The organism is Mycoplasmoides gallisepticum, assembly GCF_900476085.1.
Lineage (GTDB): Bacteria > Bacillota_I > Bacilli_A > Mycoplasmatales > Mycoplasmoidaceae > Mycoplasmoides > Mycoplasmoides gallisepticum.
The window spans coordinates 898,348-924,158 of record NZ_LS991952.1; the positions used below are offsets into that span (position 1 = coordinate 898,348).

The 25,811-nt window shown below is 29.3% G+C and carries 13 protein-coding genes and 2 pseudogenes; 7 read left to right on the forward strand and 8 right to left on the reverse strand.

Annotated features, from left to right (window positions below):
- Position 1 precedes the first annotated feature (1 nt).
- From cysS to D2833_RS03745, 4 genes are all read right to left on the reverse strand, one after another.
- A complete protein-coding gene (gene cysS, locus D2833_RS03730; RefSeq protein ID WP_027333319.1) occupies positions 2-1,309 on the reverse strand; it encodes a cysteine--tRNA ligase in 1,308 nt (435 codons plus the stop codon).
- Between the two features lie 181 nt (positions 1,310-1,490).
- Positions 1,491-1,829 carry a hypothetical protein gene (locus D2833_RS03735; protein WP_027333318.1) on the reverse strand — a complete coding sequence of 113 codons (339 nt, stop codon included), beginning with the start codon at positions 1,827-1,829 and terminating at the stop codon, positions 1,491-1,493.
- 278 nt (positions 1,830-2,107) lie between these two features.
- The gene (locus D2833_RS03740) at positions 2,108-4,396 is read right to left on the reverse strand and encodes a S8 family peptidase (RefSeq protein WP_027333317.1); all 2,289 of its coding nucleotides are present in this window, start codon (positions 4,394-4,396) and stop codon (positions 2,108-2,110) included.
- 3 nt (positions 4,397-4,399) lie between these two features.
- Entirely contained in the window at positions 4,400-5,437 is a 1,038-nt protein-coding gene (locus D2833_RS03745) for an ATP-binding protein (protein WP_014574796.1), read from the reverse strand.
- A 306-nt stretch (positions 5,438-5,743) separates the two neighbouring features.
- Here D2833_RS03745 and D2833_RS03750 point away from each other — a divergent pair, with 306 nt between their 5' ends.
- From D2833_RS03750 to D2833_RS04120, 7 genes and pseudogenes are all read left to right on the forward strand, one after another.
- Complete coding sequence (locus D2833_RS03750; RefSeq protein WP_027333316.1) at positions 5,744-8,377, forward strand: type I restriction-modification system subunit M; 2,634 nt, start codon at positions 5,744-5,746, stop codon at positions 8,375-8,377.
- A gap of 217 nt (positions 8,378-8,594) precedes the next feature.
- Positions 8,595-9,107 (forward strand): restriction endonuclease subunit S, encoded by a 513-nt coding sequence (locus D2833_RS03755; RefSeq protein WP_231992422.1) that lies wholly within the window; start codon positions 8,595-8,597, stop codon positions 9,105-9,107.
- A gap of 41 nt (positions 9,108-9,148) precedes the next feature.
- Positions 9,149-9,610, forward strand: coding sequence for a restriction endonuclease subunit S domain-containing protein (locus D2833_RS03760; protein ID WP_231992424.1), 462 nt, complete (start codon positions 9,149-9,151; stop codon positions 9,608-9,610).
- Entirely contained in the window at positions 9,591-9,788 is a 198-nt protein-coding gene (locus D2833_RS04290; RefSeq protein WP_231992530.1) for a restriction endonuclease subunit S domain-containing protein, read from the forward strand. Before D2833_RS03760 ends, D2833_RS04290 begins: the two co-directional genes overlap by 20 nt.
- 10 nt (positions 9,789-9,798) lie before the next feature.
- Positions 9,799-12,954 carry a type I restriction endonuclease subunit R gene (locus D2833_RS03765; protein ID WP_027333315.1) on the forward strand — a complete coding sequence of 1,052 codons (3,156 nt, stop codon included), beginning with the start codon at positions 9,799-9,801 and terminating at the stop codon, positions 12,952-12,954.
- 162 nt (positions 12,955-13,116) lie between these two features.
- Positions 13,117-14,332 (forward strand): annotated as a pseudogene (locus tag D2833_RS03770) (IS256 family transposase).
- Positions 14,333-14,618: 286 nt separating this feature from the next.
- Positions 14,619-14,870, forward strand: coding sequence for a hypothetical protein (locus D2833_RS04120; protein ID WP_036447436.1), 252 nt, complete (start codon positions 14,619-14,621; stop codon positions 14,868-14,870).
- Positions 14,871-15,481: 611 nt separating this feature from the next.
- Here the strand turns inward: D2833_RS04120 and D2833_RS03785 are convergent.
- The 4 genes and pseudogenes from D2833_RS03785 to D2833_RS03800 form a co-directional block, all read right to left on the reverse strand.
- Positions 15,482-16,327, reverse strand: coding sequence for a hypothetical protein (locus D2833_RS03785; protein WP_027333285.1), 846 nt, complete (start codon positions 16,325-16,327; stop codon positions 15,482-15,484).
- 145 nt (positions 16,328-16,472) lie between these two features.
- Positions 16,473-19,760, reverse strand: a complete 3,288-nt coding sequence (locus D2833_RS03790; RefSeq protein WP_027333284.1) for a hypothetical protein — start codon at positions 19,758-19,760, stop codon at positions 16,473-16,475.
- A 69-nt stretch (positions 19,761-19,829) separates the two neighbouring features.
- Complete coding sequence (locus D2833_RS03795; RefSeq protein WP_027333283.1) at positions 19,830-23,426, reverse strand: hypothetical protein; 3,597 nt, start codon at positions 23,424-23,426, stop codon at positions 19,830-19,832.
- 19 nt (positions 23,427-23,445) lie between these two features.
- Positions 23,446-25,710, reverse strand: a pseudogene (locus D2833_RS03800) (hypothetical protein).
- Positions 25,711-25,811 lie beyond the last annotated feature (101 nt).

Here is a 25,811-nt window from a genome sequence, read left to right on the forward strand (position 1 = left end):
CTTATAAAACTTTTTTATTAATCAATTTATTTCTTATTGAATCAGCTTTTTCATAATCCTTGTTGTTTAATAATTCAGATCATTGATTAATCTGATCAATGATCTGTTCATTATGGATCATATCTGGAACGATTCCATAGATTTCTAAACACCAGATTAATTGTTGATAAGCCCAAATATTTTCATCAATCTTTTTGTAAGCAATTGATTCGTTTAAAACTTTGATTAAGTCTCAGATAACTTTAGTTGCGTTGGCAAAATTTAAGTTATCAAACAGAGCTTTTTTAAACTCTTCACAAACTAATGAACTGCTTGGAATATTGTTCTTATTAGCAATTAAAAAGGTTCTAAACCGGTTTACGGTGCTAATGATTTTTTCAACATCTTTTTGGGCAGCTTTAATTATCATTCCATCAAAATTTAATGGTTGGGTGTGAGCTGTGTTATAAAACACCCATCGAATAGCTCGATAATTGTGCGACTCAATTAAATGCTTAACATAGATAAAGTTGTTAAGCGATTTTGACATCTTTTCATTATCAATTAAAAGATATCCGACATGTACTCAACAATTTACTAAATTCTTATTGTATAAAGCTAGATTTTGTGCGTTCTCATTTTCATGGTGAGGGAATACTAAATCAATCCCACCCCCATGAATAACAAACCCTTTTTGCTTAAACTCTTGGTCGATAATGTAGGCACATTCTGTGTGTCAGCCTGGACGCCCTAGACCAAATCTAGAATTTCACTTAATGCCCTCAATTGTTTTTTTTCATAAAACAAAGTCATTAGGACTTGTTTTATTTTCATTACTTTTAACTCTAATCCCGCTGATCTGCTCATCTAACTTACGTTTAGATAAAACCCCGTAATCAGCAATCTTTGTGGTATCAAAATAAATATCTCCGTCCAGTTCATAAGCATATTGCTTATCATAAATTTTTTCAATATACTTAATGATCCCACTCATTACGTCGGTTACCTTAACGATCTTGGGTAACTTAATATTAAGCTCATCTAAAATCTCAAAGTAAGCAGATGTATATCTTTTGGTTACTTCTTCTTCAGATAAATTCAAGCGCTGAGCTTGATTAATAATTTTGTCATCTATATCTGTAAGATTATGAACAAAATTAACTTTCTTGTTTGAATGTTCTAATAATCTTCTTAATACATCAAAGGTAACTATTGGTCTTAAATTACCAATATGAATATGATCATAAACAGTTGGTCCACAAACGTAAATATTGATCTCATTAGCATTAATATCTACGTTTGTTTTTGTTAGGGTATCATACAGTTTCACAGTTATTAAATAGTTTTTTCTTTCTATTATTTTTTTTTTTAGGTTCTAAAATATTTATTTTAGAACACTTAATTAGCGTTAATTCTATATTTTTAGAATTATTTTACGATGATTTCGTATGGGAAATTCATAACCTTCATCGTTGTCTGGATGATCTAGAATACCCGTTTTGTTAAGTAAACTAGACGTTAACTTTATCGAACAACTGAACATCAGATTGACCTTCGTATCAAGTGTCGTCGTTAACCTTGTTATTTAATCTCACCTTATATTTTAAGGTGTAGATATAACCATTATTATCTTTATTTTGTTTTTTATTAACAACACTAATAGGACCCATTACTTCTGCATAAGAATTTATTCGGTCTTTAAATGTAAAATCGTCACCAGTTGACTCATCTAAGTTCTTAGATGCAGACTCTGGTTTAACTTCAAAGATTCCTTCTTGTGGTGTTATTCTTACGTTTCACAAGTTTGTTAATTGTTCTATGTAATCTTGGTCGTTCCTATCAATTGACATTACTGCTTTGGTAATTGGTGAAACATATCTGATTTCAATTAAATCAGATAAAGCATTATAACCATTGTTTAAACCAATTAACGCGCTTGAAGTGATATCAACTGAAGCTCATTTATCAAATCTTAAACCGTTTTCTTTTAAAGTGTGGTAAGTGGTAAACTCTTCAGATTGAATTTGGGTTTCTAACGGACGAACAATATTATTATCTGGTAAGGTGTACGTCTTGGTCGTATTATCTGAATAATCACGATAACTTAAAGTATTATATTTTGATATAGTTATTCAAAATTAATATCTTCTTTAGCTTTTTCTTTAATATCAACATGTTTCTTAATATTGACTTTATGAACAATCAGATTATTCATTTGACACAAATTAAGGAAATCATTAATTTTGTTTAAGCCGTTTATCTCTTTTAGCGTTATTACAAGACCAAACTTAATACTTTCAGATTGACTATTAGTTGAACGGTTCTTCTTCTTGATACTTATACCTCAACTATTAGTTCCGTTTCTTGGTTTTTTCTTATAACCTTTAGGTGTGTATAATGTTTCAGATATATGTTTAACGTTATCTCACTTACGATATTCAGATCTAACTTTCTTTTCACGCAAATTAAGATTTTTATCTTCGGATTGTTTATTCTTTTTTAGATCATCAATTCTTTCATTTTCGTTTTTATCAACACGCACTTGACCAAACTTAAAATCAAGTTCAGTATCAGTATAATCAACCCCTTGATTTCTTGAACATTTAGTTAGATAGCAAAGCGTGGCTCTAGCGATGAATGGTTGTTGGTTATTTTGGTGAGGGATCGGAATATTGTGAAAGTAAGTATTGAATTCTTCAGCTACACCACTAATAACGATTTTGATATCTTCTGTTGCTGTTTTGACAATATCATCGATCTTAATTGGGACAACACCATAGCCAATTAGTTCTTCTTTATTTATGGTTTCTCTTTCATCCTTATTTACTTGTTTATAAGAAGGTCACTTTATTGCTGAATCAATAATCAATGCTTTAGCTTCTTCAATTGAAAAATCTAATACATAGATTAGATAAGCCAGTTTTCTAGCAATTCATGGAGCAGCAAATGAGGTTCCCTGACAGATGTCTTCACCAATCGGCGTACATGTTCGGATCCCTTCACCATAATAACTGATATCTGGTTTGTTAAAAAACGATAATACCTTACCCCTTCTAGAAAAAATTGATGGGTTTTTTCTATGATCAACCGAATTAACAATTAACGAGTTAATTGAATCTGCTGGAGCACCAATTTTTTCAACAGGAAATTTTTCATGTTTATTTGTTCCAGCGACAACAAAGATCACATCATGCTCATATTGGATCTTATCTAAAATTGATCCTTCTCAAGAAATAAAATTATTATTAATTTCATGCGCAGAACCTAATGAAAGATTTCAAACCTTGATCTTGTGTTTATTTTGTTTGACGATCTCTTCGATCTTTCTCATTAACGTTGATGTATTAAATTTATCAGCTAAAGCTACCCCAAAATGCTTAACCCTAAATCTACCACAACCATCATTCAATTCTTTTTTGTTAAACGATGGACCATCAACAATAATTGATGAGACAGCTGTTCCATGAAAGTAATCTCTTGTTGATTTAGTTACACCTACAGGGATATGTTCTTCATACTCAACTCATTTAGAGAAATATACATTCTTATCAAATAAGGTATCAATAACTCCAATGATTGGTTCATCTTTTGGATCATCGATCTTTATTTGTCATTCATTATTAAGACCTATTGATGGCAAGTTATCAATAAGTGAAATATCACTAACAGCCATTGAGATTAATTGTGGAGCTTTTAGTCTTAATATTTCATAGTTCCTGGGTTCAAGCATTAAAGTGGTTTCATCAATAATCTGACTATCTAAAATATCTAAACCTAAGTGGTTTAAAAGTTTTTTTAGATCATAACCAGTTTTATAAATAGTAATTAAACCGTTATTTCTAGCAATTTCACTAACTTCTTCTTGGACACTAATTTTTTCAACATAATAAGCATCAACAATGATATTTATAAATGAAGATTTACTAACTGATTGGTTTTGATCATTATTAAATAATTCATTGTATTGACCAGAATTTATCTTGATAATATCGTCATGAGTTATTTTATTTTTAAATTGTTTTTTAAAAATATAGATAACGTTCTGTATTCTTTTTAGTGCATTTACTAAAACCTTTTTTTCGACACAATGGGTGATTATGTGTTTATGTTTATCATCATCACTAAATTTAGCACCAACTACACTTTCATTATTTTTTTGACTACTGTTGTCTAATAATCCTTTAATTCTATTGCTTTTAGCAATGAGTTCTTTATAGTGGATGTTGATTAGTGGTTTAATTGGTAAGGATTGATTAACATTATTTCAGTATTCAATAACATAGTTTAAATCATTTTTGAGATCTTCAATTTTCTTAAGATCAACAGATTGATATTTAGGAATATTAGCAGCACTAGCTCTAACAGGATTAGGTTTTGCATCTGAGAAATTAACTCTTAATTTTAATATTTCATTCATAGTTTATCTACTTTTTAACTCTCTTGCTACCTTGCTTTTTGAAATGCCTGTTAAAATCTCGATCTCTCTTACTGTAAATCCTTTATCTTGAATATTATTAAGACTTATCTCACTTTCATCCTCATTATTAACCGCTATATATAAACGTTTTAAGTAATCATATTCATCATTAGGGTTACTAAATGCTAAGGATGATCGAATCAGATTTTTCAGATCACCAGGATAAGGAATATCGCTCATTGATGAGATGATTTTTTTAAACAATCTGACATTGCTTGATGCATGTTTAAATTTAGGCAAATAACTATTTAATAATATTTCAGAAATTCTTATTAGATCTTCTTTTTCATAGCGGTTAAAATTAATTATGTAATCAAATCTTCGGGTTAAAGCTTTATCGAAATGGTTATATAAATTGGTTGTGGCAATTAATAAAACATTAGGATCTAAGTTATCTAATCCTTTTAGTACTGATGTAGTAGCTCTTCCCATTTCTCTGACGTCTCTTGAATTAGTTCGATCTAATGCTAAAGCATCAATTTCATCAAATAAAATAACAGATTTTTGGGCAATTAAATATTTATTTATTTCTTGAAATAAATTGCTAATATTTCTTGTTGTTTGACCTAGTTTACTATCAATTAATGTGTCGAAATCAACAACATAGCAATCCCTACCTAAAATTCTTGCAAGGTGTTTAACACTTTCAGTTTTACCCGTACCAGGTGATCCTTGGAATAAAAATTTATTAACACCACTCTTAAGCGCATTAACAATCCCTAAAAGATCAGATTCAATTTGCTTAGGCAATGGTAATGGATCACCATTGACTTTGATCTTTTTAAGAAAAACCAAGTTATCTTCATTAATCTGAGGAGCAAAACTAAGACCGTCAGATAATAAAGCCATGATGTATTCAGCTAACTCCCGATCACCAGCTTTATCAAAAGCTCTAGCTACTTCGTATGCTTCATTTCTAAAACGATAGTCATCGTTTTCTGTATAATACCTAATTAAATTTATAACCGTTTCTTTTTTCATATTAAACTATAATCTTATTGCTTTGATTGTAACATAGTGGGACACAGTTTAAAATATTTGGGACGCATTTTATAAAAAGAAATAATGAAATATTAATAGTTAATTATTAATATTTAATACTTTTTTAAAGCAATAACTTGGTCCGGTTCACATAGTTTTGAATTAAAGAATTGCAAATTTGCAAGTTTTTAAGTAAAATGTCTCTCTTTTTAACGATGTTAAAAAAAAATTTTATAGTTTAAAATTGAGTTAGTTGTTCAAGTAATTTAAAGGACTTGAATATTTTTATTCGTATATGGGATTAGAATGACAAAACAAGAGTTAGCGCGCGAAATATGAGCAATGGCAAATGAGATGAGGGGGAATATTGAAGCCAACGATTATAAGGACTATATCTTAGGCTTTCTATTTTATAAGTACTTGTCTGATAAACAAGATGAATATTTTGCTAGTAAAAACGTAGTAAAGGACGAAGATAAAAAACAATATTTAGTTGCACTTGCTGAGGCTGAGAAAAAAGGGATCGCTTCAATCATTCATAAATGCAAAAAGGATCTTGGCTATTACATAGCTTATGAAAACTTGTTTTCAACTTGGATCAAGAATTACAACCCTGGTGATGATCTATCTGATAAAGTATCAACTGCTTTAAATAGTTTTGAAAGATCGATCTTAGAAAAATACGAAGAAAGCTTTAAAGATATTTTTAAAGATCTCCAAGTTGGAATTCAAAAACTAGGTAATACTGCTTATGAACGATCTGAAGCGATTTGAAATATCTGCAATCTAATCAATAAGATTCCGATCACTTCAAAGCAGGACTATGATATTCTTGGTTTTGTTTATGAATATTTAATCTCTATGTTTGCTGCTAATGCCGGTAAAAAGGCTGGTGAATTCTATACCCCTCATGAAGTTTCTCAACTGATGTCAGTAATTGCAGCTAACCACTTAAAAGGTCTAAAAAATGTAAGTATTTATGACCCTACTTCAGGTTCAGGTTCATTATTGATCACTTTAGGAAGAGAGCTTAAAAAGATTGATAAGAATGTAAAGATCCAATATTATGCTCAAGAAGTAATCTATACAACTTATAACATTACTAGAATGAACTTATTAATGAATGACGTTCATTCAGTTAATATGTTTGCAAAATGTGGCGACACATTAAAAGAGGACTGACCATTTGTATATGAAGAGCAAAAATACAAGAGTAAAAGAACTGATGCGGTTGTATCTAACCCACCTTACTCATTAGCTTGAAATACCGAAAATAAGGAAAATGATCCAAGATTTAGATATGGTTTAGCTCCTAAGAGTAAATCTGAACTAGCTTTCTTATTACACTCACTATATCACTTAGAAGATCATGGGATCTTAACGATCGTATTACCACATGGTGTGTTGTTTAGAGGTGGTAGTGAATTACAGATTAGACAAAACCTCATCAGTCATGATCATATTGATGCGATTATTGGTCTACCAAGTAATATCTTCTTTGGTACTGGAATTCCAACAATCATTATGGTACTAAAGAGAAGCAAAACCAAAAAAGAAAAAAATAATGTGTTATTTATTGATGCTTCAAAATACTTTACTAAAGAAGGTAATAAAAATAAATTACAAAGTTCAGACATCGTGCGCATTTATGATGCGTTTAGTGCTAGAGAAGATATCCCTGGCTTTGCTAGAGTTGTAAGCCATGAAGAGATCAAAGCTAATGAATATAACTTAAATATTCCTAAATACATTGATCTCGTTGATAATGGCGATAACCACAATCTATACTCATCAATCTTTAGTGGAATCCCGCATAATGATATTGATAAATTAAGTGATTTCTGATCAACTTTCCCAACGCTTAAAAAAGCGTTACTAAATGATAATGGTAAGAATTACCAACTTAAAGATCATGATGTTGAAAAAGTAATTTCAAATAATGAAGAAGTTAAGAAATACTTATCAGATTTTAATAAGAGTCTTGAATCATTAAGAACTTACTTTAAGAAATCGTTGATTGATACCGATCTTAATGTTATTGATTTATACAATGTTTACCAACAATTCTTAGATAAGATTCAATCTGTGCTTAAATCTTATAAATTACTTGATTATTACCAAGCATTCCAGTTGTTTGATAATGAATGGACAATTATTGAAAATGATCTTAAAGTGATAAAATCAGCTGATAATAAAAATAGTTTTGACACAATCAGAGAACTTAAAGAACATGATAGTTCAACAATTAGTGCTAAAGCTGATAAGAAGCTAGTTAGCAAAAATACTACTTATGGGATTTATCAAACCCCCGTTATTCCGTTTGAATTTGTAACTAAACTTAAGTTTAATAATCAACTTGAAGCGCTTGAAATTAATAGTAACAAAGTTGAAGAGATTAATGCTCGTCTTGAAGAGTTATTAAATGAAGTGGCTGGTTATGAAAGTGATGTGGTTAATAACTTCTACAAAAAAGAAGAGAACAAACTAAACTTCGATGAGATCAAAAAACAGTTAAAGAATTTAAGTGTTGTTGCTAAATCTCAACCAGAAAGTGTTGAAGCTTTATTAGTTGAAGCACTATCAATCGATAAAGAAAAGAGAGCATTAAATAGTGCAATAAGAAAAGCTAAACTGCAACTAGAAAAAAATACGATCCAAGCTTATAGTAAGTTAACTGATGAAGAAGCTAAAACTTTACTATGCTTAAAATGAATTGACCCATTAATTAGTGCGATCTCAAAATCAACTAAATATAAGATTGAAAACTTAGCTAGTGAACTAAACCGACTAGATAAGAAATACATTGACAAGTTATCAGATTTAGAAGTTCAAATTATCCAAACTCAAAACTCATTAATTGAATTAATTAACGAACTAGAAGGGCCTGATCTAGATATGGAAGGTTTAAATGAACTTAAGAAAATCCTAGGTAATAAATAATGGTACAAAATAAAATACTACTTCTTAGGTTTAAGGCATTTAGTGAGAATTGAGAAAAGCGTAAATTAAATTTTTTAGTTTTTAGGGCTTAATAGATAAAATTTAGGTGATTTTTTAAAAACATTAGTTATAAATCCATTTACTTGATTAAGAATGGCAAGGGTTAATCCAGATATATAAAATGAATAGCAATGTTAATTATTTTGGGGTAAATAAGATGAAAAAAAGTGCAAAGAAACCAGTAATTCGTTTTTCTGGATTTACTAACGAATGGGAAGAACAAAAGATTGCAAATCTTTTTGAAATTACTAGAGGCTATGTGCTGGCAGTAAATAAAACTACTAAAGAAAAAACCAACAAAAATCGTTATCCTGTTTATTCATCACAAACATTGAACAACGGTTTATTAGGTTACTATCATGAATATCTTTATGAAGACACGATTACCTGAACAACTGATGGTAATGCTGGTACAGTGAATTTTAGAAGCGGAAAGTTTTATTGCACAAACGTTTGTGGGGTTCTGCTTTCTAAAAAAGTTAAAGCTGATAAGATGATCGCTGAAGCTTTAAATAATGTTTCAAAAAGCTATGTTTCCTATGTAGGTATTCCAAAGCTTATGAACAATGTGATGGCTGGAGTTGAAATCATGATACCTAACAAATGAGGAAGAACGAGAAAAAATATCAAATATTTTTGCAACTTTAGATCATCTAGTAACACTTCATAAGCGCAAGTTAGAAAAACTTAAAAATATTAAGGAATCATTGCTTGAAAAAATGTTCCCAAAAAAATAATGCTGACAAACCTCAAATTCGATTCAAAGGTTATACTTACGCTTGGGAACAAGTCAAACTTAAAACACTAGCTGATTTTTTAAGAGGGAATGGGTTAAATTGAGATGCAATCAGTCAGAACGGAAAACAGGATTGCATACTATATGGACATCTTTATACCGATTACGGAATGATTATTGATAAAGTCCTTTATAGAACTAATGAGAAATTAAAAAATCCATTCTTTAGTAAATTTGGTGATGTTTTAATTCCTGGTTCCGACACTACTCCCAACGGTTTAGCTAGAGCTACAAGCATTGAAAAAGACGATGTATTAATTGGCGGAGATGTAAATATTATTAGGCCTAGAAAAAGTATAATATGGAAGTTATCTTTCACTTTGCTTAAATTCTTGCAGAAACAAACTTATTCAAATAATAAAAGGAAGTACTGTTAGACACATACACAATTCTGACATTAAAGAGATAAAAGTTCATGTATCGATTCATGAAAAAGAGCAAGCGTTATTAGTTTCCTTTTTCAAAAATATTGACAATCTCCTTGCTCTTCATCAGCGCAAGTGTCAAAAGCTACAAAATGTTAAAGAAGCTATACTAGAAAAAATGTTCTGTTAGGAAATAAAAAATGTCTAAATATATTAATGAAGGAGAACACGAATTCGAGAACCTGTTAGTTAAGGAACTAACAGAAGAATATGGCTGAAAACTTGGTAATTTTAAGCTAGATGAGAAAGATGCCATCATCAAGCACCCTGACGAGAAAAAATTAATTAATAATTGAAGAGATATCTTAAACAAATTAAACAAAGGCCAGGATCGTTTAAATGGTAGAGATCTTGATGATGACGAAATGAATAAGATCTATAACGAGTTCAAATCTAGAACACCTTATGAGATTAATCTTTTATTCAACGGTGGATCAATCAACATCACCCGTACAGATGGTAGTAATGTTTCTTTAATTCTTTTTCATAAGAATGATATTGGTGGTGGTTCAACAGTTTATCAGATCGTTAGACAACCACAATTCAAAGGCCATAATGGTGATCGTGGTGATCTTCAACTATTAATCAATGGTATCCCATTAATACATATCGAACTTAAAGATGTTAGACGTGGTGAAAACGAAAATGATAAACTAAGCAAAGCTTTTTACCAAATTAAGAATTATTATGAGAATGATAACTTTAATGGGTTGTTTAAATGTATTCAGATCTTTGTTACGATGACTCCTAACAAAACAAGGTATTTTGCCAACCCAGGATCTGCTAGAAATTTCGAGAAGAAATTTTGGTTTAAATGAACTGATGCTCAAAATAAAGAGATCACTGATTGAAAAGAAATCGCTAAAGAATTCTTATCAATTCCAATTGCTCATAATCTAATCGCTCATTACACGATTCCAGATAAGGGTTCTGAAAGCCTTAAGATCGTTAGACCCTATCAATACCACGCAATTAAAAAAGTTTTAGATAAAGTTATCCGTGTTAAGAAGAACGGTTTATGAGATAAAAAACTTGAAGATGACTTTAAAAGTGAAAAGAGTTGTCATGTTTGACACACAACTGGGTCTGGTAAAACCTTAACCTCATATAAATTAGCCGAACTTATATATCAATGAAACAAGGATGGATCATTAGCTGATAAGGTGGTTTTTGTAGCTGATCGGATTGAATTAGTCAAACAAACTTTGATTGAATATAAAAGTTTTAGTCCAACTACAAAAACTGTTCAAGGAACATATAATACAGATGACTTATTTAAGAAATTAATTAGTTCATCAAGAGAATTAATCGTTACATCAATTTATAAGTTAAGTAAGTTAAGTGATCTAAATGAGTTCCAACTACCCAAAAAGATCCTAGATAAAAGAATCGTTTTTGTTGTTGACGAATGTCACCGCTCAACATTTGATAAAATGTTTAAACAAATTCGTCAAGTGTTTAATAAAGCGATCTTTATTGGTTTTACTGGAACACCAATTCTTAATGAAAACAAAAAGAATGATCTTACAACTTATCAAATCTTTGGTGAAGAGATTCATAACTACAAGATTAGTAATGCGATCGCTGATGAAAGCGTTCTTAAGATTGATACATATTCAGTTTATACGATAAATTATGAAGATATCATTAGTAAGATCAAAAGATTTGATCCTAATTACCAATTTCCTGATGAGAAGAAAGAAAGATATGAAAAAGTTGAAAAGTTTCTAGTCTCAAACAAGGATGAAAGCCCGTTTGATCATCAACACCGCAAGGTAGTTGTTAGTGATATTAGAGAAAATTGGAAAAGCCGTAGTGATGAAAGAAAGTTTCACGCTATCTTAACTGTCCCTGATATTGATCAAGCAATTGAATACTATAAGTTATTCATTCAAGAAAATAATGATGATTTAAACTTAAATGTAACAGCAATCTTTGATCCTAACTTTGATACTACTGAAGAAGATGATAAGTATGATTATCATGGAAATAAGATCGCTTATGAATCAAAAGTAAAGAACAAAGAAGATGCGATAAAACTAATCTTAGCCAACTATCACAAGATGTTTTCATCTTGTGATGAGATCTTTAGATATCTCCAACATGAAGGTGAATGTAGTCTTGATGAATGAGATAAATTTAAAGAAGATGTACAATTAAGATTAGCGCATAAAGATCGCTATAAATATTTAACTAACGATGATAGTAAGATCGATCTTGTGATTGTGGTTAATCAGTTGTTAACTGGTTATGACTCAAAATACATTAACACCTTATATTTAGATCGCAGGTTTAGTTCACCTGAACAATATGTTCAAGCAATCTCACGCACCAACCGTGTGTTAAACGATCAGAAACAAATGGGTCAAGTGGTTTATTATCGTTTATGTCAAAGCGTTAAAGAAGATATTGAAAAAGCCTTTGATATCTATTCAAATGAAAATATTGCCCAAAAGATCTTTATTAGTGATATTGAGAATAATATTGCCCAGATGAATGAGATCTTTAGTGAAATTAAAAAAGTCTTTGAATCAACAAATATAAAAAACTTTAGTAGTGCTCCCCAAAATAAATCAGGAAAGAGAAAATTTGTTAATGAATTTAACAAACTAGCTAAACTGTATCGAATTATTAGCTTACAACTATTCAATTGGGACACTTGAAAAAACAAAGATAAAAAACAATTAGACTTTGATCAAGAACAATACCTAACTCTAGAACAAAGATATAAAGAGATTGCTGATGAAGTAATTAATGATCCTGATGAGTTTTATGTGCCAATTGAATTATCATTGGTTTATAAAGGATCTTCAAGTCGTGAAACAACGATTAATCTGAAATTCTTATTTGATAATAAAAATACCTTAACCAAACAAGATGCTTATAATATGCTAAGTGAGAATATCACTAGATTAAGCATTGAAGATCAAGAGATTGCTAAAGTAGTTTTTAATAAAAACTGGGATGATGCTAATAATAACTTATTAATTGAAAATACCGTTGATTTTTGATCTAAGTTTGAAGCTGAGAAAAATGCCAGAAACGATGCATATTTAGTACAACAAGCAAAATCTCTGGGTTGTAGTTATGAGGCATTAAAAGCACTAGTTGATAAGTATAAATTTATTGCTACTGAAGATATCAATGTCAATAATAATATGGAGATCGAAGCATTCATAAAAACTTATGTTAATACATACATGCAAATTCACAATATCTTACAAGTATTTGCTGAAGCTGAAATGAATGCTAAGATCTTAGATATTATTGCTAGGGTTAATAAAAAAGAGTTCTAATAAATAGCCTTTCTTTATCTTTTTGAGGCTTTAACCACCTAATTGCTTAAATAATTAGTAACCAATAATATTAATCTCACAGAATCGAATTCAATTTTGTGTAAAATAATTAATTAACTCAAAAAAGAAAGGTTAATATAATTTTATAAACGGTAATCAAAAATGAATTCAAAAGACAAACAAATGAAACAGATTCAAAAATTAATTGTTGAATTTGTAAAACAATTTGGCCCTAGTAGTGGAAAAGAACTGTTAAACGTCACTGATTATATTGGCAAGCCTGTTTTACAGGCTTTGGTTAATGGTGAAAACGCTGGTAATGATGAAAGCGGTTCATAGACTAAAAATGTTAAGAAAAGTCAAGAAAAATTCCCGCAAGAATAAAAAGAATTCGTGATGAAAATCAAGACTCTCAAATTATCCCGAAATATCAAAGAATTATCCATGATAAGTTATCTTAGATGTTCTTTCTTTAGCTTCTACTCGTTTGTCAAACAATGAAATCGCTGATCAAATAACGTCAATATATGGATTCAAAGTAAGTCCTAGCGTAATTTCAAATTGTATCCAAACTGTTCAAGATGAGATGCGCGATTGGCACGAAAGACCGCTAGAAAACAACTACCCAATCATAATGATTGACGGTAAGGTTTTTAAGATCAAAACTGAAGAAGGCGGACGCTCAAAGTACGTAAATAAAACGCTTTATGTCGTGGTAGGAATCAATGCGGATGGTCAAAAAGAGCTTATAGCACTATACGTAAGTAACACCGAATCTGCTACAGAATGAATGAACATTCTTGATAATTTGAAAGAACGCGGCTTGTCTGAAACATGTATTATTGTTTCAGATGGTTTAAAGGGTTTGAAAGAAGCGATTGAAAACGTTTATCCAAAAGCAATGCATATTACTTGCACGGTTCATATGATTAGAAATGCTGCAAAATATGTATCTCATTCTATGAAGTCCGATTTTTTAAGAGACTTAAAAAACATATATGGAGCAGACAATTGAGAAAGTGCAAAACACAGCTTTGAATATTTAAAAAATAAGTGAGGCGGTTCGAACAAGCGCGCAGTTGAAGTTGTTCGAAGAGCGATAGAGAACATAGAAAAACTCTTTAGCTTTTCTAAAGCTTTACGGACATTAGTTTATACCAGCAACATAGTTGAAAACTATAATTCAGTAATTGGGAGTTTCCTAGCTGCTAAAAAGTCTTTTAATAACATAAACCAGCTGTTATTAGACCTATATGTACATTTTGGTTACAATCCAAGATATAAAAAACTAAATCAGAAAAGTAATAGAGTGAGAAATTGATATAGAATATATGAAGAGTTAATGGATTTATTTCCGAACTTACTTAATAAAAACTAAAAGTTCGAAAAAATCCAATTACACAAAATTAGCTTCGATACCACATTATTCAGAAGAAACTTTAATAAAAAGCATTAAAATAAAAAATGCAAGTATAGATGAACATTAATCTAATTATGAAATCATTAAAAAAATATTAAATATTTAATAATTATTAAAAACAAATACCGTTTACATAAAACGATATTTGTTTTTTTAGTCTACTAAGTGGGAAAGACAGGAAAAACTAATTTCTTTCTTTAATAATTGCTATAAAGTTTCTTTAATAATTGCTATAAAGTTAAACATGTTAAGAAATAAGTGTATAAGCATTAAAACAAAAAATGGTATAGTTACTGCCATGTGTATATATACAGTAGAAGGAAGTATTAAACTTGCAAATGCCATTATTACTAAACTCATTAAAAATAACATTATTGAAGCAATTATTAAATCATTTCTTTTACTTAATTTAGGGTTAATAAAGCCAACATTTCTTACTACCAATAAAGAATTAAGAGAATTATTTTTATGTACTGTTTTTAAGCTTATAAAATAAAGTAAAAAGGAAAATAAAATTACAGTTCATATAAGGTACAAAAAATTTTAAAATATTTCAATTCGAAAAATGAGTTAAACTATAACTTATTTGTTCTTGAATTGATGGATAAGTAGCTCATCTTAATTGATCATTTAAAATATAAATAAATATTGGCAAAAAAATTAATGAAATAATTAAAGTAATTCAAGTAAATATTGAAATGGACTTCATTATTATTTTTCTATTTAAAATATTTATTTTCATAAAAATTAGCTTCGTTACCTGATCAATCTTCACATTTTAGTGAAATGTTGAGTCTCACACAACATTTCACTATGGGCTTGCTAGTCGTTTATATCTTATAAATTCTAACCGAATATAATAATTATTACAACTAAAAGTGCTATTCTAAAAGATTTTGGTTTTAATAATTATTATCTTAAAATAACTATCCATATATAAATATTAATATACTAACAAACAAAATTAAGCATTTATTTGTAAATATAGAAATATTCATAATTGCTAGTCTAATAAAGATAACAAAATGTTTAAAGTAGAGTTATTGCTTATAAATAAAAATAAAATCTGATTTATTTAAAAATCAGATTTTATTTAACTTTTTTGTTTTATCTCTTTGTTGGTGATCATGGTTGATTTATTAAACTGCGTTTAGTGGCTGGAAGAGTAGGTCCTGCTGTAATTTGAACGCGTTTAGGTTCAATATTTTTTATTAAAGTTTGGGTAGTTCTTACAACTGTTTTTTTAAGAACTTGCTGATTTTGTTGCGTTTTATTAATTTGAGGGTTGTAATTGATTAATAGTTTAGGTTGTTGAAGTTGAGGTACTTGTTGAGGTTTAGGAGCAACTTTTTCTATTGTTTTTTGTTGTTGAATAATAGCTAGTGAGTTATTGTTATTTTTTCTTAAGTATGTTATTTCTTGATTTAATAAATTAATTTTATTGAGATTTTCCTGATTAATTCTATTTAAGTTATCTAGTTTTAAGTTGAATTGTTCTGATTCTTCTAACATTTCTTGATATTTGATAAAGAATAACTCAAGTTTTTTGTTTCTATTTTTGAAGTCTTTAATAACTAGGATAATAGATACAACTAATAAGGCAATTCCAGCAATTATCAGGATGCCGCCAAAAGCCAGCATTACATACGAAATTTTGGTAAGCTCATTTTTGAAAATCTCACCGAAATTAGACATCTCAGCACCATTAACTTCTGTTAGGTCAAGAACTCTTTGAGTAATTGAACCTATCACGTAAGAAATTAATCATGCGCCAATCCATACAGCTATTATCCCTGCAATTGATAAGATGATCGGTAGAATGCCAATTATTCTTCTTATTTTATCTTTTTCAAAATCAGAACTTACTTCTTCTTGTTCTACTTCGCTACTTTGAACTTCCTGTTCTTCAATAGCTATTTCTTCATTTTCTTTATTAACCTTTTTTGATTTCACTTTTTGTAAAATACCTAATTACACAATTTTATCATAATAGTCAACTAAACCTAAACTAATGTGATTTATTATAAATTTATCTAAAATAAAGCACAAAAAAACGTTATCAAACTAATAAAATGATAACGTTCTTTTTATTTTTTTATTAACCTCTATAAGCCTTTAAATGGTCTAGTGAGTCAAAGTATAATGTTCTTCCGTTTTGTAATTTAAGTGGGTATAAAGTAAATACAGTGTTTTTGATTTTAGTTGTTGTATCTTTGTCGATGTAGAATTTATAGTTTTCATCAACTTTAGGTTTAAGTTCGATCAACGCTCTATTTTTAGATTCTTTTTCAAGTCTTGAAAGGTTCTTGTAATTTCCTCTAACTAAACCTAGTTTTTGGTTAGTAGCATTGTTGTAATACAAAACGATTTCGTAGTTATTCACAACATTTGCTTTATTTGAAAACTGACCAATAAAGTATTTTGTTAATTCTCGGCTTTGAATTGAATCAAAGAATAAACTGTGTTTGTCAGAAGAACTATCAATCGATAGATTGATATCAGTTCCAGTTATATTGTAATACTTACCATATCTTAATTCAGTAAATGTATTAATGCCACCTTGTAAAACTAGAAGGTTGTTTGGATCGGTAACAATTTGATCACCACTCTTAGTTATCGAATCGCTAGATAATCTACTAAGCGCTTCTTGGTAAAATTTCCACATATAAGTGATTGGGAATCAAGTATTGTTATCAGTTACTAAAGTTGTGAATTGATCTTGATCAATACCTTTAGGTAAGATAGGTAGATTAATTTTGTTATTAGTTTGATATTCCGCTTTTAATTCAACTTTGTTGTTATTCGAATTAAGTTCCAAGTATTTTTGATATTTTAGATCATAACTATAAGCAGATAAATCAATACCATCAACTTTGTAGTGATTCGATAAATTAGTTAAAGAATTGTGTAACTGATCTAAAGGCAAGCGAGTTAATGTAGATAATAACGCTTGTTTAAAGTTGTTTTGGTTAGATCCTAGACTTTGAATTAATAAATTCTTTTTATCAGAACTTAAATCAATTTCAAATAAAGGTTGCTTGTTAGTTCCATATGTAAGAACTGGTTTGATGTCTTTAACATCAAATACATGTCGAGTTAAGAAGTTAGTGTTGTACGCGCTTGATAAATTGATTGAATTGTAACTTAAATTCGAATTAGCTCGCAATAAATCATAATACGTAAATACATAATCAACAAAGCGGTTATCACGACCGTTACCTAAACTGAATGTAGCTACAGTTTTGTCATAGAATTGAGCAAACTTATTAACTTGAGATTTAGCAACATTTAAGAAGTTTTCATCTAATATTTTGTTTAATGAACTGAAATTACTGAAGCCTGATAGGATAGCATAAGTAGAAGCTCCATTAATATAAGATTGACTTAAATAAGATTTATAGAATTCTGAATTAGGGTTAATAGCAAAATTATTATTACCAGAATAGTTTAAACCAAATTTTTCAGATATTTTTCTAATGAATTCTTCTTTGTTAGTAATAGTTTGATTATCTAATTTTCAATCAACATCAACATTTAAGTAAAGTTTTCTGTTTTCAGCTGAAATTCTATAAGATTCTCAATAACTTGGTATGAATGTTAATGCAGAAACTCAACCATCTCATCTTTTACCTGGATTTTTAATATCAGCAACAAGACCAACAGCATTTCTTCTATTAGTAGTTAGATCAAAAATATCAGCACCTACATGAAGGGTATCGTTACTAATACCAACACTTTCTGGATATAATCCATAAGCTTTGTTAGCATTTTCTAAATTACCAAATCCAAAGTAGTAAGGCGAGTATTGAATAAAGCCGTCTTTATTAAAATTACCAGCTTTTAATCATCAAGAATTATTACTAAATGTGTCGTGGTAAATAAATACTTTATTTCTATGATCTCCGTTATAGTTATTCTTGGCAATATATGGATCACCATAAACGGTATAACCGTATAAGTTACCCTTATAGATTAATCCGATATTTTTACCAAATAGTTTAACACCATCTTTAGTAACAAATGAACGGTTTTTAATATACGCGTGAGTTTTTAAAAATTCTTTATCTAATAGTTTAGCAACTTCAGTATCAGATTTATTACGCCCTATCGAGCTATAAGTAGCAATTAAAGGTTTTAAATTATCTTGCTCTTGGTTAAGTCCTAAACCATAATTACTTACTGAACTATCTAATGAGGTAGTTGAAGGGATGATTGAACCCTTATTATTTCTTTGATATCTAGAATTTAATTGAACTGAATCAAAGTTTTTACTAACAAAATCAGGTGAAGATATTTTTTGTAAGTTAGCAATCAGATCATTAACACTAAAACCTTGATTGACTACTAATTTATCAGAAATACTTACATTGTTTCAATCCTGATTTTGATCTTTAAACCCAATTCCGAAGTATTTATCAAACCCATAATTAGGAGCAGTTGGGTAATCTAAATAAAGACCTGAACGTTGATGAACGTTGATTGCTGTTTTTGGTAAGCTAATTGTTGGTAAAAATGAAGATTGACTAAAGATATCATTTGTTTTTTGATTAAACAATTGATTAATTTTTTGGTCGAAAGCTCTACCTAAATTAGCATCAGAACTTAATGTAAAATTACCTTGATCGCTGAAAACAGCAGATGATTTACTTAACGAAACGTAAGTTGAGTTATTTTTATCATTGCTATATGGAATGTAGTAATCTAATGAGAACTTATCATCACCATTAATTGCTTGGTTAATTACGAACTCTTTAAACTTATTAATATCGTTTTTATTTAATGGATTGAAGTAATGATTTTGACCGTTTTTATCCTTAAAAACATAATAAGCTATTGAATTTTCGCTAATATTGTTCCAGAAATTATTCTTTAATTCATCTAAAGAATCATATAATTTATCACCGCTACCATAAGCGTATTTTTTGATTAGTTTATATTCTGGTAATAAACTAGCAGCAGCTTGCTCCTTAGTTAATAATTCACCGTTAGCGCCAATATAAGCATCACTTAATTTATTTTGATCAAACGGCTTAATTTGGTTAGTTGTCAGATCAACAATTCCTTTTTCACGATCAGCATAACTAGCAGACAAATCCCCAATAAATTTATTTAAATCAGGATTAGGTTTTCTTGGATCGATCTTGTCATTAAAACCTTCATTCGTAGAAGTAACTAGGTTAGAATTAGATTGAATTATCGAAGTTAGTTTGTTATCAGAAACAATTGTTGCGCTTATTGAAGCTCCAATAATACCTGAAATTAAACCAGCAGAAGCAAAAGCAACAGCACCATATAGTAATTGCTTTTTTATTCTGATTGATAGACTTTTTTTTAATTTAACTAGCTTAGCTAATTTAGCTTTGTTATTCATGGGTCGATCCGCCATAGTCTTGATAATCTAAGATTATAAAATATTTAACGAATTATTTAAAGTATATAGCATATACTTTTTATCTTACATTCATTGGTCGATGTAGTTATGAGCATCTCTTAATGATAAGAAGAAGATAGTTTTTTTAAGTTTTTGATCAAATACACTGAACAATTCTGAACGATAAATTAATTTTGTTCTAGAACCTACAAAATCTAAATAAACAGTTTTTCTAGTTTTTAGTAATTCGTTGAATTTAGCTTTTAATGTATTGTGACTTGCTGAAGCATCATTGTTGTTATAGAAAATAAATTCTGTTGAATTTAAACCAAATTTACCCATTCCTTTAGCTACACCAATTTTAGTTTCAGGATCATAGCTAACGATTTCAGTGATTTTAATGTTCTTGCTAGGTTCATATAAATAACCACCAGCTTCATTATTCGGAACTTGAACTAGTGTTCAATTTTGGGCTTTGTTTAATTCATCTCTTACAACAACTGCTGATAAATTGTTTTTATTTGAAATATAGCTACCATTTAAAGAAGTTGATACAGTGTGAGGAATAGTAATTAATGAATTAGATAGTAATGTCGCTAATAAGTTTTGGTAAAGATCAATTAAATTACTTGAAGCATAAACGCCAGCAACACTTGAACCTCTTGTAGGTTTGTGTAATGAATAAATCTTATTAACATTATTTATATAAGCTTTATCCATAGCATATAGGTTTTTATTTTCTAACCATTCAGTAATTTGCAGATCTTTTATCTTATCAATATCAGTTGGTGAATATTGTTTTTGATTGTAGTATAAGAACGATGCATTTTGCGGTCTTGTGATTTGAATCGGCTTAATTAATTTAATATCTTTAATAGTTCTTTCTTTTAAAGTTTTTAAACCTAATAATTGAGTTTTCTTATAACCACCAGTTCATACATATTGAACTTGACCAATTTGGAACACGTAGTAGTATTCTTCTTCTGTTGGAAAGAAAACATTCACCAATAAAACAGCAATGTGCATAGCCACTGTTAATCCATAGAAAACAGGAAATAAAGCACCAACTATTGCAGTACTTTTTTTAATAAATGAAGTAAATTCACCAGCTAAAGATAAAGAAACAGAAATAGTTGAAGCAGCTGTTTGTAATCCAGCAATAACTAAATCCTTAGTACGGTTTAATACACTTGGACTATTTATTAAAGTATTAACTGTTACAGCAGAACTTAAAATTGTTGCAAAACCTTCAAGGACTGAACTAATTACAAAAACAGTTTGTAATTTTTTCTGATCTTTTTGTAATTTTTCAAGAGCACTTAATTCATTAACATTAACTTCTTTTGGATTTTGAAGAATTGCAGGAGATCCTGCTTTCTTAGAAGTTGAGAATGTTTCTGAATTATTAATAACAACTTTATTAGCGTTTTCATTACTATTACTAGTTGAGGGTTGTTCTGAGTTATCCTCTACTAATCTAATTGATGATCTTAGTGATAAACTTGCAGATCTAGCTTCTGGTTTGTTATTAATTACAGAAGGAAATTGTTGCATGTAAGTTAGATACAAATCAACATAGTGATCACTTGATAAAGATTTTACAAAAGTACTTACTTGAGATAAATATTCTGCAGCTTTTTTAAGATCAGTTTTTTGAACTTCTTTTATTTTTCTGTATAAATTACGAATATAAATAACTGTTCCAAAATCAACATTAATACATTGTAAGTATTCTAAAACATTCTTAGGTATATCAGCAAATAATTCTCTTACTTTTGGTCTTTCGGTTGGAACATCTCTTAAAACTAATGGAATTTCGTTTTTAATAGTTTCAATAGCACTAGTTTGTAAAAATTGGTTACGAATTCATTTTAAGCTAAACGCATCTTGGAAACCATTAATAATTCTTAATGTATTTTCATCAAGATTATTTTGCATTAATGAACTTTGACTAAATCCAGCTACGAATAATGCTTGAGTTAGGTTTTGAGCTGATAATAATCATCAAATAGCTGAAAGAGTTGGTCAACTGTTTTTGATTTTAGTTTCAATTTCTTGAATTTGTTTATTACCAAATAGATTTATCCCTTTGATTGTATCTATTAAACCTTGTTCATTTAAAATCGCACCTGGTGTTGCAGCAACTATGTTAGACAACATTAGCATTGTCATAAAGATAGTTAAATTCGAAAATTGATCATATAAGTTTGGTAATAGATTTTCAAGACTAGCTGATACATCAAAGTCGTTGTTGCCAATACCAAAATAAACTTTAAATGAGAATGAGTTTCCGTTTAAATCTTTATTAGCAAGAATATCGAAACCGCTTGGTTTAGCATAACTATTAATTAGTTGTAATGTGCTATCAATTTTATTTGATAACTTAATAAAGAAATCTTTTAATAAGAAAATCAGTTGCTCTTTTGCTTTATTAGCAATTAAACTATCTAATAGGTAAGAATATAAGATTGGGATTTTATAGAATGAACTAAAACGCTTAGCTTTATTAAATTTAGCTACAGTATCTAATAAACCTTTATAAACTTCAGGTTGTTGAATTTTTAGTTGATAAATGAAATCTGCTCAAGCTAAATTAAGTTTCAAATTATTAGAATACTGTGCTGTTCTTAATTGTTGTTCGCTATAAGGGAAATAAAAAATAAAATCTTTAGTTTCAAGGTTTCTATTTAATATTTTAATTTCCTTTTCATCACCAATGCTAATTTCGCCTAATAAGAAGTCAAATCCTGATGTAACTATATCAGACGAAATAGAACGATATAAACCAATTGGTAAAGTACTAGTCTTTGTTCAATTAGCTGGATTTGTTATCGTGTTAATATCTGCATTACCTTGGAATAATAACGGACCATAAAAATTATAGTTATCATCTTCAGAAGTATCTACAAAATATTGTGATGCATTGTTATTAGCGCTTATTCTTTGGTAATGAACTGGAATATCTTTAGCAGGAACATTACTTTTGATTTGTTGAACTGTATCACTTAAATTTAATGAAGGATCTACATTGATAGTAGTTATTGCATCACCTTTATTAATTTCAACCTGCAGTTTAGAATTCTTAGTAATGTAATTAAATAGTTTTAAACGTTCTGTTTGACTATTTTTTCTTAATTCGTCAACATTAATTGGTTCTGAATTAGTATTATCGCTATTTCGTAGAACAACAATTTTATCTGCTTCTTCAGATAATAAATCCTTTTTAGTTTCAATATAAGCAGTTAAATCAGCTTGAGAACTAAACAAAGATCCGTCATAAAACAAAACATTATCTTCTCGATATAAAGAATCTTGTGCTTGTTCTTTTTTAGCATAGACATTTTGATCAAATCCTACAAACCCTTCTTTAAGAGCTGATGGTTCATAAAAGTTTTTTGCAAATACATTATCGTATAAACTCTTAGTTTTTGGATCTGTATATGACTGATAATTTTCAACTAAATCATTTGAAGATAAAAGAGAATAGTAGCTTTCCTTGTTAACTTTTTCACCTTTATATTCTTCAGAAGACCCAGCAAAACTTGGAGCAGTTTTTTCTAGTTCAGATGACTGTCTTACAATAGGAGGTCTTATTACATTATTACAAGACGATAAAATGAACGAAGGTAATATAAATAACCCTATTGCTAATTGTTTTTTGAACAATTTAGATTTTTTCATATCAATTAAAATTTAGTTTTTAAATTTTTGTAAAGAAACCTGAGAATTTACTTCTAATTGATGAACTTCAAGAAGTTAAACGATTTTTAATTTTAGTAGGACGAGGTACATTATTATTTGCAGATACTTTATTCAATTCAGTTTCATCTCACATTCCAAAGTGTGGTCTGTACCAAGGGAATTGAATACTATCATCTTTAGATTTTTTAGTGAATATACTCTTAATTTGTGATCCTCATCTATTTAATCTACTTAAGATAGATGAACCAAAATTTGAAGCTTGAGTATCATTAAGAGTAACACTGTAACCTTTTTCAGTTGATGAAGTTGATTTAATTGTGTCGTAATTTCTTTCTGGTAATGGAGGAGGAACTTCAGCTAATTCTCTTAGAGCTTGTTGTCTCTTCTTAATTTCATTAACTTCATTAATAGTAGCATCTGAAGCAACAGCTGGTTTTCTTGTTTTATCAATTCTTGCGTAAATTGAGTAATCAGTTTCTTGTTTTTCTTTATTATCATCAATAACTAAAATAATTGAGTTTTTAGAACTGTCATAAACTGATTGGTAATCTCTAACACTACCATAAAGATCAACTTTAGGAATTGCGTATGTAGATGAACCTGATTGATAAAGATTTTCGGTTAATAAAGCAGCTGCATAAACTGATGGGTCAGTTGAGTTACTTCTAGATGAGAATAGTGATTTTAATGAAGCAGCAGTTTCATATTTGTTAGCTTCACTTAATGATTCAACTGGCAAGAATACTGGTGATACTTTTCTTTTATTATTTACATCATTATAAGTAACTTGAGCTAAGTAGAATCCTTGTTCAAATAAATTCTTACCTTCTCTTGTTAATTTTTTAGCAACTACATTAACTGGTTGAGAAATTAACGGTCTTCCTAAATTATCTCTAGGAACAATGCGTTTTTCTAAACGTCTACCACGGAAACCATCAGATAATACTGTCAAGAAGCTTAAGTTACTAGTTTGACCTATTGAAGGTTTTATGTTGCTAGTTTTAGTTAATTCTTTTTCAATATCGCTAATTGAATAAGATCTAGCAATTCCGTCTTTAGAGAAAATTGAGTATTCATTTGAAGAACTTGATGTAGAGCTTGTGCTAACTGTTGAATTAGATCTAGATAAGAATCTCTTAGCAGAATCTTTGTCGTTCTGGCTTGGTTTAGCAACTGTTGAATCAGATTCGTCAAATAATTTATCTAAATCATAACTTTCTCATGAATCAGTTGAACTAGAACTTGTTGAGTTAGATCTCTTGAATGCGCTTGGTGATGTAACATTACTATTCGAATCTACAGAAACATCAACGAAACTAATCTGACCAGAGTTTTGTTTAGCTAAATAGTTAATAATAGCACTTGGGTTACCCATTTCATTAGGGTTTTGGTTAATGTATTTTAAGAACGAACGGAATTCTGGATTACTAACATAATCCCCACCTACAATGCCAGTATTTTTTCTATCGTTATCAAATCAAAATTTAGGCGCTCAAAAAGTTCCTCTCTTTCCGTCTTTATCTTTAATTTCGATTAAGTCAAACTTTTCAAGAGATGCATCAGCTAAATCATCAATATTAGATTTAGTTAGATTAAACTCTCTTAACACCGTGCTCTTTTTAACTGTAGAAGTTTGTTTAGGAGTAACATCTTTAGAAGATTTATAAGTGTTTAATAATAAACCAATACCAGCTCCAATAGCACCAACTGCAGCAATTCCACCAATCACTCCTCCTGCAGCAGCACCTACATTTAAATTTTCTGATAAGTTTCCATTATTATCAGTGGTTATTCCTTCATGTGGAACTAGTCCTGGAACAGAAACCCCTGGAGAGTTGATAGCTCCATTTGAATCCATACCTTTTTCTGGATGGAAGTTTTGATTAATTATTCCGTCATCCCCTATAGCTCCATTTGAATTCATACCTTTTTCTGGATGGAAATTTTGATTAATTATTCCATCATCGCCTTTGTATGCACCTGTGTCATCATAACCTTCTGAACCAGTTGCATTTTTAGAAGATTCAGTATCTTCCGCCATTAATTGGTCCGTATTCGTATTGTCGCGAGACGGTCTATTATTAGGGTTGGTTGGATGGTTTGTTGGTTCAGAAGAATCAGCTGACTTATTTTGAATAGGTTAAATAACGCGATTTAAATTAGCAGTCGTTAATGAAACCGGAATTGCTACAGCAGTAGCAGCTGTAACAACACCTAATGATGATAAAAGAATCATTTTTTTAAGAGGTACTTTTTTTGACATAATCGATATGTTTCTTTAACAAAAATTAATCTTAATCTTATTTTAAAACTAATTATTATTTTTTTCTTGATAAATCATCATATAATAATAAAATTTATTAA